At 35.5% G+C, this 15,110-nt stretch carries 9 protein-coding genes and 1 pseudogene; 8 read left to right on the forward strand and 2 right to left on the reverse strand.

Annotated features, from left to right (window positions below):
* Nucleotides 1-851: 851 nt before the first annotated feature.
* Nucleotides 852-974, forward strand: a pseudogene (locus tag ACFIM6_RS06765) (hypothetical protein); the annotation flags it as partial.
* A gap of 1,037 nt (nt 975-2,011) precedes the next feature.
* On the opposite strand, the gene ACFIM6_RS06770 reads toward ACFIM6_RS06765, so the two are convergent.
* Nucleotides 2,012-2,371 (reverse strand): helix-turn-helix domain-containing protein, encoded by a 360-nt coding sequence (locus ACFIM6_RS06770; RefSeq protein WP_375612196.1) that lies wholly within the window; start codon nt 2,369-2,371, stop codon nt 2,012-2,014.
* Nucleotides 2,372-3,565: 1,194 nt separating this feature from the next.
* On the opposite strand from ACFIM6_RS06770, the gene ACFIM6_RS06775 reads away from it, so the two are divergent.
* Nucleotides 3,566-4,411, forward strand: a complete 846-nt coding sequence (locus ACFIM6_RS06775) for a TIGR01459 family HAD-type hydrolase (RefSeq protein ID WP_375612197.1) — start codon at nt 3,566-3,568, stop codon at nt 4,409-4,411.
* Nucleotides 4,411-5,412 carry a bifunctional riboflavin kinase/FAD synthetase gene (locus ACFIM6_RS06780; protein WP_375612198.1) on the forward strand — a complete coding sequence of 334 codons (1,002 nt, stop codon included), beginning with the start codon at nt 4,411-4,413 and terminating at the stop codon, nt 5,410-5,412. Before ACFIM6_RS06775 ends, ACFIM6_RS06780 begins: the two co-directional genes overlap by 1 nt.
* Nucleotides 5,413-7,523: 2,111 nt before the next feature.
* Here ACFIM6_RS06780 and ACFIM6_RS06785 read toward each other — a convergent pair.
* Nucleotides 7,524-7,853 carry a TIGR01244 family sulfur transferase gene (locus tag ACFIM6_RS06785; protein WP_375612199.1) on the reverse strand — a complete coding sequence of 110 codons (330 nt, stop codon included), beginning with the start codon at nt 7,851-7,853 and terminating at the stop codon, nt 7,524-7,526.
* A 994-nt stretch (nt 7,854-8,847) separates the two neighbouring features.
* Here ACFIM6_RS06785 and parA point away from each other — a divergent pair.
* The 5 genes from parA (at nt 8,848) to ACFIM6_RS06810 (ending at nt 14,954) form a co-directional block, all read left to right on the forward strand.
* A complete protein-coding gene (gene parA, locus ACFIM6_RS06790; RefSeq protein WP_375612200.1) occupies nt 8,848-9,477 on the forward strand; it encodes a ParA family partition ATPase in 630 nt (209 codons plus the stop codon).
* Nucleotides 9,474-9,704: a plasmid partition protein ParG gene (locus ACFIM6_RS06795; RefSeq protein WP_273790969.1), complete on the forward strand. Its 231-nt coding sequence runs from the start codon at nt 9,474-9,476 to the stop codon at nt 9,702-9,704. Before parA ends, ACFIM6_RS06795 begins: the two co-directional genes overlap by 4 nt.
* A 1,089-nt stretch (nt 9,705-10,793) precedes the next feature.
* Nucleotides 10,794-11,063 carry an EexN family lipoprotein gene (locus ACFIM6_RS06800; RefSeq protein ID WP_375612201.1) on the forward strand — a complete coding sequence of 90 codons (270 nt, stop codon included), beginning with the start codon at nt 10,794-10,796 and terminating at the stop codon, nt 11,061-11,063.
* A gap of 3 nt (nt 11,064-11,066) precedes the next feature.
* On the forward strand, nt 11,067-11,285 hold the full coding sequence (locus ACFIM6_RS06805; protein ID WP_375612202.1) for an EexN family lipoprotein: 219 nt from the start codon (nt 11,067-11,069) through the stop codon (nt 11,283-11,285).
* 3,462 nt (nt 11,286-14,747) lie between these two features.
* Complete coding sequence (locus tag ACFIM6_RS06810) at nt 14,748-14,954, forward strand: hypothetical protein (protein WP_375612203.1); 207 nt, start codon at nt 14,748-14,750, stop codon at nt 14,952-14,954.
* The last annotated feature ends 156 nt before the right edge of the window (nt 14,955-15,110 follow it).

Consider the following 15,110-nt stretch of genomic DNA (forward strand, 5'->3'; position numbering starts at 1 on the left):
TGTTGATAAAAGTAAAAAATAAACAGACCCAAAAATGGTGTAACGTTTGATATAATGGATAAAATCTTTCACAATGCCTTAAAAGAATTCATAGCAAAAGTTTTTTCATCAGAATTTTGTCTTCAGGATTGGATCACGTTTTTTACTTCTTTAAAAGTGATCAATCTGTTGCATTCCTTGAAAAGCTTTCATAATTATCTGCTTTTAAATTCAGACTTCCAAATGATGGATGGATTTCAAATAGACTCTACACGAAGAAATCTTCGTAAAATGATTTGCATTGCTGATTGTTTTCTATATATCACAAAACGTTTCTATTTAGGCCTCGATGGAGGAACAATAATCAACATACAAATAGGTAAAAAGAGCTCATACTTTTTTGTTATGGCTGCATAGTCCATTGATCGTGAGATTTAAGTATTATAATGCTCATAGGCTTTCTATAGGGCTAGGGGCGATGCCTATTGCAATGTAACTATTTGAAATCAGTTGAACAAAAGCATTAATGCGCCTTCTGATTTCATCGTTTGTATTCAGTTTGGGCTCTTTCCCTTCTTATTGTATTTTATGACAAACTCATACGATGGCTATTGTGAGCTCTTCTTGCGTCACTTTACTCAGAGTGTTCACTTTGAAAGCAAGCAAGTGGATAGTGAGGCTGTATTCTCATACAGTGTGAAAATTCAACCCTCATTTGGGGGGATAATATTAACAGATAAGGTATTTAAAGAGGAGTAAAATGAAAAAAATTATTTATTATGCATGACTCTATTATTCGTCTTGGGGTGTGAAAAAACTATAGCCTAGAAGATTTTAAAAAAGATGCAAAATTAAGAGAAGAATGGGGAACGAAGTGTTTTCTTTCAGGACAATTTGTTAAGGAATCTAAAAATTGTCAAAATGTCTTACAAGCAGATACTGAAATGTTTTTCTCGCCAAAGCTTGATGCTCTAGACCGTGGTCATGTATTTTAATAAATACATATTACTCAACAGTAAAGTGTGATATAAAAATTCTAAAATAAAGAAGTTACGGCTCAACGAATGCTCGCTTCTTCAATTGTTATAGCGGATTTTTTATCATTTTTCATCTTTCAGATGAGCTCCCCAAATCATATTCGCAATCTTATTGTTTGTTTCAACTTTATCAGATTGAGGATTATAATCATGAGAGAATTGGATAGCATTGTCTTATAGAAATATCTCTCAAGGTATCCAAGCCTATTTTGCGACGCTGTTCGTAAATGGTATAAGGGTAAATCCATTGAGCACCTCCATCTTTACGCTTTATAACGGAGTAAGCCTTGCACCATCACACAGTTTGTCAGCTTGTGGGTGTTGCTTACAGCTCTTGGTAATTGAGACGGTTCGTTTGAGGCATTTTTAATTCTTACTTAATAGTTTTTATCCATACGCCTCTTCCCACTTGTAACCTGCAAGAGATATAGTTTTGGTTGATTCAACATGGAACAAGTCTGAAATGAAAGAATCTTACGATATTCTGGATTCTCATTCAACATGTAAAACAATAAATTGTCTTTATAAATCAATGTTTTGCCTTATGATAGAGTTGGTGTAGCATTGAGATTTTAGAGGGAAAATATGCCTTTAAGACTTTATAACAGATACTAAGTCTTTAATAGCAGGTATATTAAATGTACATCATTTAAAATAAATAGAGCGTCCATAGCGAAAAGGTAGTCCCTTTAAATACAGATAAATACTTATTCTGTTGTGCTGTAAAACGCTATTGTTTGCGGGTGTGGTGATATAAGACATAAAACTTTATACATGGGGTGTTTTGATAAGAGAGTGTGATGAATATTCAAGGGAGGGCTTGTTTATATAATTTTGTGAAAGGAACCATATGAAATGGGAAGCTGAGAAGGAGCTATTTTTGAAAAGGCGGATCGTTTATCAACCGGTTTGAGGAGGGGGGCATCCTTTTGGGGTGTGGGGAGAAAGACAAGAATAGGGTGTGTAGCACTTTATAGCTATGCTTTTAAAGCGTTTTAATTTTGATCACAAATTAAGTTTAAAATCGCTTTCTGCTTGACAGCTGTGAGGACTCTAAAACTTTTTAAAAGCAAATATTCCTCTTTGCTCGAGGCGATTTCATCATAATGGTACGGGGTGTTGTCTTTTTTGATGATATCAGTGTAAAAAAAGGCAAGTGGAACATTCAAAATATCGGAAATTTCCTTTAAACGTCCTGCGCTCACGCGATTTAAGCCTTTTTCATATTTCTGGATTTGTTGGAAAGTGACACCTAAATGATGCCCTAATGTTTTTTGAGACATTTTTAGCACTTTTCGCCTAAAGCGAATTTTTTTGCCTACAAAAAGATCAATATTAAGATTTTGAGCTTGCATTTTCCCCCTCCAGGTGCGAGCGCCCTCGCATTGGTATTCCGGGAGCTTGAAAACACTGAACCCTAGTCAGCATTTTGCTTTTAGTGCTTGGAGCACCTGGACATAGCAAAATCTCCCGGAATTCCGGGATACCCACATAGTGGGTTTATTTTTACGCTAGGGTTTCGGGTTTTCAAGACCCCTTTTGATCGTTGCGTATGCGATCAAAACATTTTTCGATTCATAAAGTAATTTTAGGAGATTGGCAATAAAAATAGTTTTTCTTGAGACGGATAGATTTTTTTAAATAGGAGGTTGTTTGCCTTTCAAAGTTTTAAGGTTTGCTTACTCAACTCATGACATCAGATATGCATTTTACGAAGGTAAACCTTGGTTTTTAAGCTCAAGTTACCGCTTACGGTGCTGTCCTTAACCAATAATCAAAATGATTTGTTTTGATGCGTCTGAGATATCATGATGATAGGGGAAAGCTTTTATGAGTAAAGAGCCCTCATGCAAAATAAACTCAAAACATTATAGATCTTATTGTTGTATATTCACATGTTTGTTTTAGAAGATATTTCTCAATGTTAGCGCCTATTTTACAATGGTGCTTCGTAAAGTATATAGCGTAAAAGCCTCTATGAATGGGATAAAAGCTATATTGCTATCTTTACTGAAAAAAAGATGCTCGGACGGCACATACTCTCTGCCAGTTCAAAATATTACGACAGTTTTTGCCTTTGAAAGGGAGCCTAAGAGCTATTTTTTCTTTCTTCACGTGTTTTTATCTGTACGCTCTCTGCTTATAATATGTAAGCGAATAGGTTTTGATTGATTCAATATAAACAAATTTGAAATGAGAAAATATATTGGGCTTTCTCATGATGCATGTTTTTAAGAGGGGGATACGTTTATTTTCTCAGTGAAGAATTTGAGTATTTTAGATAAAAAACTCTATCAACGTCGTTGTTGTTAGAATTAAAATTTTTATGAGAAAAATAGCATTGGGGAATGATAAGCTTTTGCTATCAAGCATTTTAGAATTTTGCACAACTTAATGATAACTTAGTTATTTTATCATTTCTTATGATCTCTATAGACGATAAAAAGTTGGGATATGGTTTGAGAAAGCAGATGACACAAGTATTATCTTTCGGTAAGTAGTTTTGAAGTAAAAGACAGCTTTAAATGACAAATAGAGATAGGTGCTCCATGAATGAACTTACCCATATTGAGACTATTATAGCGCATTATGATGCTGTTTTTTGTGATGTGTGGGGTGTTGTGCATAACGGTGTACATGCATTTGAACCAGCGTTGAAGGCGTTGTATAAAATCCGACAAATGGGAAAAACTGTCATTTTATTAACTAATTCTCCTCGGCTACGGGAAGATGTTGCTGCTCAATTACAAAGCATGAATGTTCATAGCGACTATTATGATGCCATTATCACTTCAGGGGATGTAACGCGCGATCTCATTCAGACTGCTCCACGTAAAGTTTTTTTCATTGGTTCACAACGTGATTTGGTGCTGTTTGAAGGGTTAGAGTGTGAATTTGTTGAAGAATGGGAGGCTTCTGTTGTCGTCTGTAGCGGTTTTCTTGAAGATTTTGACGAAGAACCCTCTGCTTATGAGGAGATGTTTCGTCGCATGCGGTCGCGGAATTTACCTTTTATTTGTGCGAACCCAGATGTGATTGTCCATTATGGAAATAAAGAATTTTGGTGCGCTGGTGCATTGGCTCGTCTTTATCAACAATTAGGGGGGGAAGTGCGCATTGCTGGAAAACCTCACGCGCCTATTTATGAATGTGCCTTTGAAAAACTTCAAAAAATACGGGGAACAGTAGAAAAAAGTCAAGTTTTAGCTATTGGTGATGGTCTTTTAACGGATATTAAGGGGGCGGCTCACTTTGGTCTTGATGCCCTTTATATTATGGGGGGGATTCATCATTATGATTATACGCAAAAGGGTGTGGTTGATAAGCAAGCTTTGCATTCTTTTCTTGAACATCATGGTTATAAACCACAAGCAATCATGTGGGCACTTCAGTAATGACTAATTTTTTGCGTCTTCAGGGAATTCATATGTTTCCCTCGGCTTGGCGGGGAGCAGTGTTGGCACTTGGAAATTTTGATGGTGTTCATTGTGGGCATCAGGTGGTGTTGCAAAAAGCACTTGATTTCGCGCGTATAAAAAAGAAACCATCTGTTGTTTTAACGTTTGAACCCCATCCAAGAAGTTTTTTTCAACATTCAGCTCCTGTCTATCGTTTGACAGAGGCAGCTGAAAAAGCTGAAATTTTTAAAACCCTTGGTTTTGACGGCGTGATTGAACAGCCCTTTGATGCACAGTTTGCCGCTCTTTCAGCGGACGAATTTATTAAGTCGTTTTTAAAGGAAGTTTTTGATGTTTCAGTTGTGGTGACAGGCGAAAATTTTCAATTTGGTCATCAGAAAAGTGGAAATGTACATCTTCTTTGCCAAAGGGGAGAGAAATATGGATTTGAGGTTGTGCAAGTTCCTTGCGTTGCTCGTCCTCAAGAGTCACAATCTTTGATCATTTCCTCGAGTTTTATTCGGCAACTTCTCTCACAAGGGGAAGTGGACAAAGCAGCCCATTTGTTAGGGTATCACTATCGGATACGCTCCAATATTATTCAAGGTGAAAAACTTGGACGTCTTTTGGGATTTCCTACCGCTAATCAAATGTTGCCTCCCCAAGTTCGTTTGGCTCATGGTGTTTATGCGGTACGTTTGCGTCGTGCGAACGGTGTTTTGTATGATGGTGTTGCAAGCTTTGGTTGTCGTCCAACGGTTGTTAAGGATGGGGCGCCCCTTTTGGAAACCTATTTGTTTGACTTTAACGACGACCTTTATGGGGAAAGCTGTACCGTTTCTTTTTTCCAGTTTTTGCGAGGACAAGAAAAATTTGATGGGCTTGAACCTTTGATTGCGCAAATGCATCGTGATGAAAAAAAAGCAAAAGAAATTTTAAAGACAGTACAACCATTATCAACGTTGGATAGGCTGCTTACTTTTAAAAATATGTCCTAAACTGATCTGAAAAAGAGAGAAGAGCCGTAAAAATAGCACTTAAAGTGATTATAATCACAAAGATATATTCCAAAACATCGTCGAATATATGTTTTTTCCGTTGTTGAGAGGGAGAATCGAATATCTGAAGATCTGATTTTGGCATCATTTTTTTCAAAGTTAACGTTATGGTTTTTGTTGTCATTCAAAACTTTACTGCTTGTTTCTTTCTGATACGTTAAAACTTATCATAAAAGATGCAGTAAAGAATAAGCAACCAGCCTATTTAGCACTAATAGACGTGAAGAAGGAGAAAGGCTGTTTTTAAAATTTCTTGCGATCTTAAGCTTATAGTTTGATAAAATTTAATTGATGACTTTTTTTATTTAAAAGTTTATTGTTTCTTTTTTCTAATTTGGCTTATTATGTCATTTATGCTGTATCATCGTTTATGATGAGAGTTGGTTCGTGTAACCTTACGCATGTGATATTTTGTATTATGTAATGAATATTTTTAAAAAAGTTTTGTTTGTCGAGTCTTGTGAAGAAGATTAGTGGTCAGCAGCAGTTTTCGTGCTGACCAATCACGTAAACGAGAATGAAGCTGCTGGAAAATGCTTTAAGTTTCGTTTCTCTTGTATATTGTGATGGGGAATGCATATTAAGGAGACTGCGATTGATTGTAGATAAAAGAAATCATTGCGAGAAAGCAGGTGTATTGTTTCAAAATTTCTAATGCTTTTGATGGATAAAGGCACAATTTTGTTGTCGTAACACGTCAATCTTTCAGATTTTCAAGTTAAAAACTATCCATATATTTCCTTTGTCTTTCACAAATGTAACGCCCATAATGAAAAGGAAAGACAGTCTTGTAAGGATATGAAAATACAAAGCCAATAATGTTTTGTTGTTTTTTGATAGAAATATTGGATAAAAGTTAGAACATCTTTCCAATCTATGTTCGGTCTATTCGTGACTGTATCGTATTGTTTTTCTTATAAAACTTTTTCTTTAGTGTTCCTCAACGCGAGCAGTATGTTTGAGACAAAGATTAAAACGCTTTAGTGCTCTCTCTGCTGTTACAGCTTTTGTATACCAGATGGGGAGAGTCTATTGCTATATTCATTTGGATAATCTCTGAAACCGGTTTACAGCCTTATTGGGGAAAAATATGAAGTTATAAAGGGGAAAATCAGTCCAGATGACAGTCTTTTTTAAATTAGGCTTTGCTACTTTCAAAAGGGTTCAGAGCAATATCTCTTAAATCATGAAAATAACAGCTTCAGGCTTTTGTTGTTCTTTGAATAGGATATCACGCCCTACAGGTAAAATAAAATGCTGGAATATCCTTGTTTTGCTAATTTATGCACTTCTTTTAAAGAAATATCTCTCAACGCTTCTCATATTCATTTTCATGATGGCTCTCATGAATGGTATCTTGAAAGCTCCGTTGAGCGCTATCATCTTTATGCCTAATAAAAGAGCAATCCGACACCATCCGTTATATTGACAAGCCTTTAGTGTTGTACAGTCTTAGCTATTTGAGAGCGTTTATGAGAGTTTGTTCTTAACTCGTTTTATTTCACACGAATATTTCTTGCTTGTGACATGCAAGAAACACGCTTTTGATTGATTCACTATAAATAGACTTGAGAGAATCTTACGGTATTAGGATTTATCACTCAACGTGCAAAATAATTAATTGTTATAAATCAATATGTCGCAGTTAATCATAGATTATGGCTTACGGCTTTTTTATAAAATACTCTGCATGCCTTTTATTCGGAATATGGGTTTTCTTAGTGGTTTTACTGTCGTTTCAGGTGTCTGTGGCGTACGAATGAGCTCGTATTGGTAAAGGAAGAGAAAAAGAAGGTGGAGCAGTGATAAAAAGTGAGGTGAAAATAATTTTCTTTGATCATCATATGAATTTTCATGCATTTTTATGGCTTCGGGTGTGCATGCTTGTTGTATATTGAGGAGCAAAGCTTGCTCATAGAGTTTTATGAAATGTGAAGCCTGAGTGGAAAGGTGCAAGACAAAGATTATTGACTGATTATTTTTTTACAGATCGATGTATATTTAAGAATCTTCGTCTTTTAAGGCGAGGAGGAAGTGTGCGAACCCTCTGTTTAAAGACGCGCTAAGCGATAAAGATGCAGCGAGCGTGATCCGTGATGACAATAGGCAAGAAGAGGCAGAGAGGCTGTTTTTAAAATTGTTTGCATGGCTTCAACAGCTGACTTTTCTATAGTTGGAGGAGAAATGGGAATGTGATAGGCTTTTATGCCATATTCATTTGCGACCGTTTTAATGCTAGAAAAGTCAGGTTGATGGAGCTCTTCGTGATCGGGGCGGTTACAGATAATTGTTTTAAAACCAGCTTGTGCCAATATTTTGATATTTTCTATGCTAAGTTGGGCGCTGATAAAAATATCAGGTTCAATTTGTTGTAAATTCATTTTTATTTATTCTCAATTGCACGATCTTCACGATACCCTCTGGTCTGGTATATAGAAAGAACATAATGAAGGTAAGTTTTTCAGTGGCATCTTAACAAAAATATTCTTTTTGTCGAGAAAATCTATTTGGGAAAAATGAGCTATAAGATGCAAAATATCTCACTTCGCAACATGTTCGTTATGCGATTTATGAAAGACGGATGTTTGGTCTTTGTGGATAATCTATAGTGTTTACTAAACATAGATATTTCATTGTGTTGCTTGTTTACGCGCTTGCTAGAGGCCCCCTTATTTCTCTTAAGCCCATTTTACTCTGTCGAGCGTCAAAGAGTATAAAATTCATGGATCACCACCCTTTTTACGCTTATGAAGAAGGAAGTCGGCACCTATTATATTTGCCAACCCCCAATATTGTAATAGTTCTTGGTACTGGAGATTCTGCATAAGAAGCATTTTAAATCCTTTCTTGTGCAGTTTTTGCCCACACGCCAATCCCGCTTTTAACGTACAAGAGATATGATTTTGATTAATTTAATATAAGAGGCATGAAATGAGAGAATCTTCCTGATTTCAGCTCTCTCATTCAACGCGTAAAACAATGAATTCTCCTTATAGTTTGTTGTATATTCAGAGTGGAGCTTGTTTGTAGAGTTGTATTAAGTGGATAGCATGAAGGGAGAAGCCCAAAAGGCCGGCGCAAAATAAGAAGCTGGATCATTTACAGCGCATTGTTTACAGATCGACATGGATTTAAGAATCTTCGTTTTAGGGAGGGGGAAGAAGAGCATGCCTCTTTTAAATTTATTTTGTTCTTTTCAAGAATATCATCTTCATAATGTTTTTGCTCATGCTAAAAGAATATTATAAAAAATTGCGGGCTATTGTTATTTATCCTAAAAATAGGAGAAATGGTTATTTTGCACGTATTGGATGCTTGTTTCTTTTATTACTTTCTGTATAATCGTAAAAACGATAATGCTGAAAGGCGTAATAAATGATTATTGGACTTTTGAATCAAAAGGGAGGTGTCGGAAAAACGACGTTGAGTGTTAATCTTGCGGCCAGTTTTGCCCGTACCGGTCTACGGGTATTGCTTATTGATGTTGATCCACAGGGAAGCGCATTGGATTGGGCTGCTGCGCGTGAAGATGCACCTTTGTTTTCGGTTATTGGTTTACCGCGTGCAACGGTTCACAAAGAGATTACACAGATTGGTCATGGTTATGATCATATTATTATCGATGGTCCTCCGCGTGTAACTGATCTTGCTCGTAGTGCTCTTATGGCTTCGGATTTGGTGCTTATCCCTGTTTTGCCTAGTCCCTATGATATTTGGGCTGCGGATGGAATTGTAAAGCTGATTGACGAAGCACGTGTTTATAAAGAAAATCTCAAATCTGCTTTTGTTATTAATCGTAAAATAGTCAATACAGCGATAGGGCGTGATGTGAACGAAGCTCTTGGCATATACCCTGTGCATGTTCTTTCTTCTAGCGTTGCGCAGCGCGTGATTTTTGCAGAAGCAGCAGCACAGGGGAAGGCGGTTTATGAAGTTGATAAGCAAGGACCAGCAGCAGCAGAGATTGAAGCGGTTGCAGCCGAAATCAAGGAGTTAGCGCGATGAATAAAAAAATTAAAATTGGCACAAAACCAACGAATAAATCAATTCCTTTAACAGCGGATGCATGGGTAGGAAGCCACAAAGGGAGCATGAGTGGAGGTATGAAGCGCCTCACGATTGATATACCAGAAAGTTTGCATCGGTTGATTAAGGTCAGTTGTGCAAGTCGTGGAACTAAAATAGCTGATGAGGTCCGCGAATTGCTTTCACAAAAATACGGAAAAGTGTAAAAAATGATACGATAATTTCGTTGGTTTGAGTGCTTTTTCTAGAGATGATATCGATTGTTTTTATACGAAGTTAATAATAAAAGTGCTCTTCCTTTTTCACGATGGTTGCTTCATTCAAGTTGTTTCTCATAAGGTTCTGTATCATCGCATGAAAGAGCTATGAGTTTGCGAAAAATTCTCCGTTTCAAACTTTTCCCTATAAATGTGATAATCATCATACTACTTGTGATCTTATCCGCTAGATGAGTAGATAAGTTTATTCTTCCATAAAAATTATCTTGATAATGATTTTAAACATCAGGTTATTTTTTTGTTTATTGTACTTAATACATGCGTAAATAATGTAATTAAGAGTAGCGTTGATTATTTTTTTCTGTTATGCAGCAATCCGTTTTATTAAATTATATTCATGTTTATAAGGGGGGGGATAAAAATAAGTAAAATTTACTGATATTGACGCGCTATAAGTTTTCCTAATAAACAAAAGAAGTCATTGAGCATATTATAGACAATATTTCTTACATTTATATGATTTTATAGTCTTAAATAGTTAATGCCAGCTGTAATGGTAAGCAAGGCAATAGGCTTTTTTCTTCAATTGGAATGTATAAGATTGCTTTTTTAGCATTTCTATTGGCTTTTAAAAAGTGCAGGGGGACTTAAAGCTTTCTTTCTTTTCCGGTGGTTTAGAAATGATAAGAGCGCAATTAGTTGACTAAAAGCTGTATTCTTTCGTTTGCAGGGAATTTGCAATGGGTATAGGCATGACGAATTTGGGGTAAGATATCGTGCTGCTTCTCGTTACCAAGAGGTTCTTGAAGGAAAAGAAATGATTAAAAAGCTTTTTGAGAATGTCAAGATATCAGAATTTTTGCTGAAGTTTTAACACTTCAAATACAAAGAGCTGCCGTGCAGATAATGTTACAAATGCAAGTCTGATAAATGAAAGCGGCTCTCATGATTTAACATGTTTGCGTTGAAAATGTGCGTATTTGCAAAGGAAAATTAGACGCAAGGTCACAATATAGGAGGGGATGTGAATCCAAAGATATTGTTAATAAAATATAAAACAAAGAGAGGGGTTAAATCATGAACAAGATCATTATAACAGTGCTGCTGCTTTGCGTGGGACTTGTCGTTTCTGGTTGTGAAAAAACTTATAGCGTAGCGGAATTTAAGAAGGATCCCAAATTACTCGAGCAATGGGCAATGAAATGCATGATATCAGAGGATTTAGATTCTCAAAATTGTAAAAATGCAGATAAAGCGTATCGTGAAGTTCATGCCCGAGATTGGCCTGGTTCAAGCTTTGTACATGATGACGAGAAAAAAACTGAAGATAAAAAGGAAGGGAATTAAATCATGAATAAAGTTATTATTACAGCATTGCTGCTTTGTACTGGACTTGTCGTTGCTGGTTGCGAAAAAAACTACAGCGTAGCGGAATTTAAGAAAGATAAAATATTACTCGAAGAGTGGGCAAAAAAATGTGAAAAGCTGGATCAATCTTCTATAGAGAAATCTAAAAATTGCCAACATGCCAGACAAGCATATATGGAACTTATGTTTGGCATTAATTAAAAACATACAGTTCAATAAATAAGGAATTGTTTAGTTCTTGATTCTATTGCGTTTTTAGGCTCTCTCTAACTTTTAGAGAGTCTTTTTATGGCTTCAAGAATTAGTTGTTTACGATCAGTACTCTTTGTGTAAACGTATGCTATACTGTCATTTGTTCAGCCCAAAAGTGCTTTTAATTGTAGATAGTATTGCCTCCCAATGAGTTGTTACGTGTTACTGCTAATTTTTTAATGTTTTGGTTACATGTATTTAAAATATGAGATTAAATCTATCTTTGGGGTGTTTTTTTGCCTTTATCACAAATAAATGTTTCATCACACTAAGATCGTCTTTAAGTGTTGCGGCTAATTTCGGAAAAATTAGGAGGAAACATTTGTTCGGAAATTACTTTCTCTGTTTTAATAAAGAGAAAAACATTCTGAATAGAATTATTATCGTTTCATACTCAAATGTTTTTCTCAAACTATTTTTAAAAAATTTCTTTTGGTTTGAGAATATTATAACATTAGTTAAGTTGTGAGACAGTTTTGCTAGGACGGTTTTGCTGGATGTGTGAGGAATTGAGCGCTCTCCACATCTTTTCATTTTTCTCCTCTCTCTTTTCTGAGTTTACAAGGGTTTTCCTTGTTATTTTTTTATCTTAATTGTGTTGTGATATTATCATGTTGAGCGGTGGAGCGCATATAAAACTTTACGTATGAGGTGTTTTTTGTTCTCGAGTGTGTGATGAATGTTTTTCTGAATAACACTTTGATTTATAAAAATAATTTAATTATTATTATGTTGAATAAGGATCTCGAATAACGTAAGCTTCTCTTATTCCAAATCTGTTCTCGGTTGAATTAATTAAAACCATCTTCTTGCATGGTACAAGCGGGGAGAGCCGTGTGGATAAAAACTGTTGAAGAAAGACGTAAAAATGCCTCTTATAAATTATCTCAAGTGCTAAAGGTTTGTTGGCAACATTTGGGGCTGAAAAAGTGTGTGATGCTGCTGGTTTATTCTTTCATAAGGGTAAAGATGGTGTTCAATAGATTTATCATAAGTTTCATGAAATATTATTCTTTAGAATTGTGATATGCCCTGAAGGGGAAATTTACTCAATAAGGAGACAAATTATTTACAGACCGGATCTGATAGAAAATTTCGTTTTTTAAGCTGGGAGTGAAGTTGAGATTCAAGATAGCGTGAAAAGACGGGCACTGATGGTTAAAAATGCATACAAAAAGCAGAGTTTATACTCAAATAGTTGCAAGCGATGTTTGAAATTGGGTGTGTGGTTTATCTGTAGAATTAAAATTTTTCTTTGCTCTTATGTGAAATTAAGATGCTTATTTGCACAGATTATAAAAAGCCAAGAGAGTATGCTTAGTATATTTCTATTACGAGAACTAAAATAACAACAAAAGCATTGATGGTGATAATCAAGGTTGAATAAAGCATAGCGGCTTTTACGAGATCAGCCATAAAAACCTCTTTCTGTTCTTTTTGAGGTGATTTTATGAATAACAATATGTTACAATCTGTAATATATGCTGATACAACATATTCGGCAAGCTTAAAATCGTTCCTTTTTTATAAAAGCTTAAGGAGTTGGAGTATTGTGAATCCTAAAAAAGAAAGCTTTAAAAAGACTATTGATTGATTTTGTAAGTTTTGTGTTGCTGGAAGCTTTTTTATCCTGTTATGCTATAAAGCACTGTCATTTATAACGGTAATATAAGACATATAAGTTTTCTTGGAACGTTTAAGTATTTTTTAGTGTACGATGAATATTCGTAGGTTTATTTGTTGAGCTTTTCGTTTAAGTGAATCAGATGAGGGGAAAGTCAGGAGAAGATCGTTTGACAAAAATTCGGACTGCGTACAGAGCCAATTGAGTTAAGATCTTAGTCCTTTAAGGTGAGCGGCGGAAGATAAAAATGTTTTCTGATCGTTTATCTCATAGCAAGATTGGTTAATGCTGCTCTAATAGGGCATGTTTTGCACAAAAGTAAAGAACGCTCCAAAAGAAATATACTTATGTTGTATATTAGTATATTTGTATTGCATATTTATGTACTTGTTTTAAAGAAATATCTCTTAACGCACACGAAAGACATTTTACGATGACATTCGTAAATGGTATAACGGTAAATGTGAATAGTATAACAGTAAAGCTCTCATGAAATAATATAAACTTTGAATAATATAAAAATCTATAAAATGCTATCATCTTTATACTTATGAAAGAGCAAGTCACAATCATCGTACGCTTGCTTCCAATGTTTATTATAGTTCTTGGCATTTGCTAAGGTTCATAAGAAGTCTTTTTCTTTCAGCGTATTTTATCAACACATCAGGGCGTTGTTTGTGATGTGCAAGCAAGTGATTTTAATTTATTCAACATGGAATAGATTTGAAATGTGATGATTATGAAAGAGAAGAGCTGCATTTAAAAGGTTGAAAACGAGAGAAAGATCGTAAACAAAAATTGTACCTTGATTATAAAATGATTGTTTCTCTGTTTTTATACCAGTAGCACATGTAAAGTCGCGATATTAAGAGCAAACTGTGTTATGGAATGAAATAATCTGTAAGAAGATGCTGTGAAAATTCTGAAAATATCAATGGGGGGAGCGTTAAGCATTATGCATTGGATAATATTTTGATTTATAGATGATAATCTATCGTTATTCAACTTGAATTAGATTCCTTAATACTGGAAATTTTTTCATTCCAAATCTGTTTCGTGGTGAATTAACCAAAACAACGTCTTTTGCAGTTACAAGCAGGGAGCTCCCATGCGCAGAGAAATTGTACAAGAAAGGCCATGCTTTATGAACCGTCTCAAGTGCCAAGGGTATCAGAACATAAGGGGTTAGAAAAATATGTGACGGTGCTGGCTTGCTTCTTTTATTAAGCGTAAAGATGGAAAGTGCTCAATGGATTTTATACATGTCATGGAAGATTTATCATTATACCATTGATGGGCCGCGGTGCGAAATAGGCTTGGGTGCACTTAAGAGATATTTCTTTAAAACAAGCGCGTAAATATGCGATTGAAGACGTATCGAACTGATTGGCTAAGAAACTCTTGAAAAGGTTCAAAAAATCTTATATAGTCGTTCATTGCAAAGAAAAGCGAATGATAATTTAAAAAAGGAAGATTGATGGCTGTTTAGCTATTTGAAGATGTCTTTTTTTATATTGCTGTATGGCTGATCTGTTCGAAAGAACATTCTTTTTGTGTTTTATGCGAAATACTGCATGTGTGCAGAAAGAGCATGGGAGAGGGGGTGTCCTTTTGAATGGGTGCAAACTGATCTTGTCGGGCGCCATCTTATGGGGCGATGGAAGGTATACAAGTTTAAGTGCAGAGAGAGCCATAAGGTTATGGAGGGTAAAGTGCTTCTATCAGTAAAATGCTGAAATTTTTAATGGGCTTATGTCTTTATATGCTGCAAGATAGGCTGCGGTTTTTTGTCGGCAGATATTTTTGTGGCTGAAGTTTTCGTGAAAGCATTGTTATTTTCTGTTGAAGATGAGTTCGTGATAAAATCGGCAAGGCGAAATAGACAGAGCAAATATGGAAATTTCGATATTGCTGTAAGGTTTAAGTCTATAGCGTTTTTATGGATTAGTATAGCCGCAATGATGGTTTTGGAGCAAAGCAAGAAAAATATTTGAGAGAACGCGTTGAAAGTTGAAGTGGTATACGCTTTGAAGGATTGTCGTGCTGTTGTTTGAGCAATGTTTGCACCACGAGCTTGGTTGAGTGTATCAGCATTGAAGAGAACCTGTTTAGTCTCCCTCATTTGAAAGTAAGATTGAACAATAGTGTTG

Source organism: Bartonella sp. AA9NXGY (assembly GCF_042196845.1).
Classification (GTDB): Bacteria; Pseudomonadota; Alphaproteobacteria; order Rhizobiales; family Rhizobiaceae; genus Bartonella.

Bases quoted from the DNA above. Each gene is read 5' to 3' on its own strand.
- ACFIM6_RS06770 (WP_375612196.1), bottom strand. From the start codon at position 2,371: ATGCAAGCTCAAAATCTTAATATTGATCTTTTTGTAGGCAAAAAAATT.
- ACFIM6_RS06800 (WP_375612201.1), top strand. From the start codon at position 10,794: ATGAACAAGATCATTATAACAGTGCTGCTGCTTTGCGTGGGACTTGTC.
- ACFIM6_RS06775 (WP_375612197.1), top strand. From the start codon at position 3,566: ATGAATGAACTTACCCATATTGAGACTATTATAGCGCATTATGATGCT.
- ACFIM6_RS06795 (WP_273790969.1), top strand. From the start codon at position 9,474: ATGAATAAAAAAATTAAAATTGGCACAAAACCAACGAATAAATCAATT.
- ACFIM6_RS06805 (WP_375612202.1), top strand. From the start codon at position 11,067: ATGAATAAAGTTATTATTACAGCATTGCTGCTTTGTACTGGACTTGTC.
- parA (WP_375612200.1), top strand. From the start codon at position 8,848: ATGATTATTGGACTTTTGAATCAAAAGGGAGGTGTCGGAAAAACGACG.
- ACFIM6_RS06780 (WP_375612198.1), top strand. From the start codon at position 4,411: ATGACTAATTTTTTGCGTCTTCAGGGAATTCATATGTTTCCCTCGGCT.
- ACFIM6_RS06785 (WP_375612199.1), bottom strand. From the start codon at position 7,853: ATGAATTTACAACAAATTGAACCTGATATTTTTATCAGCGCCCAACTT.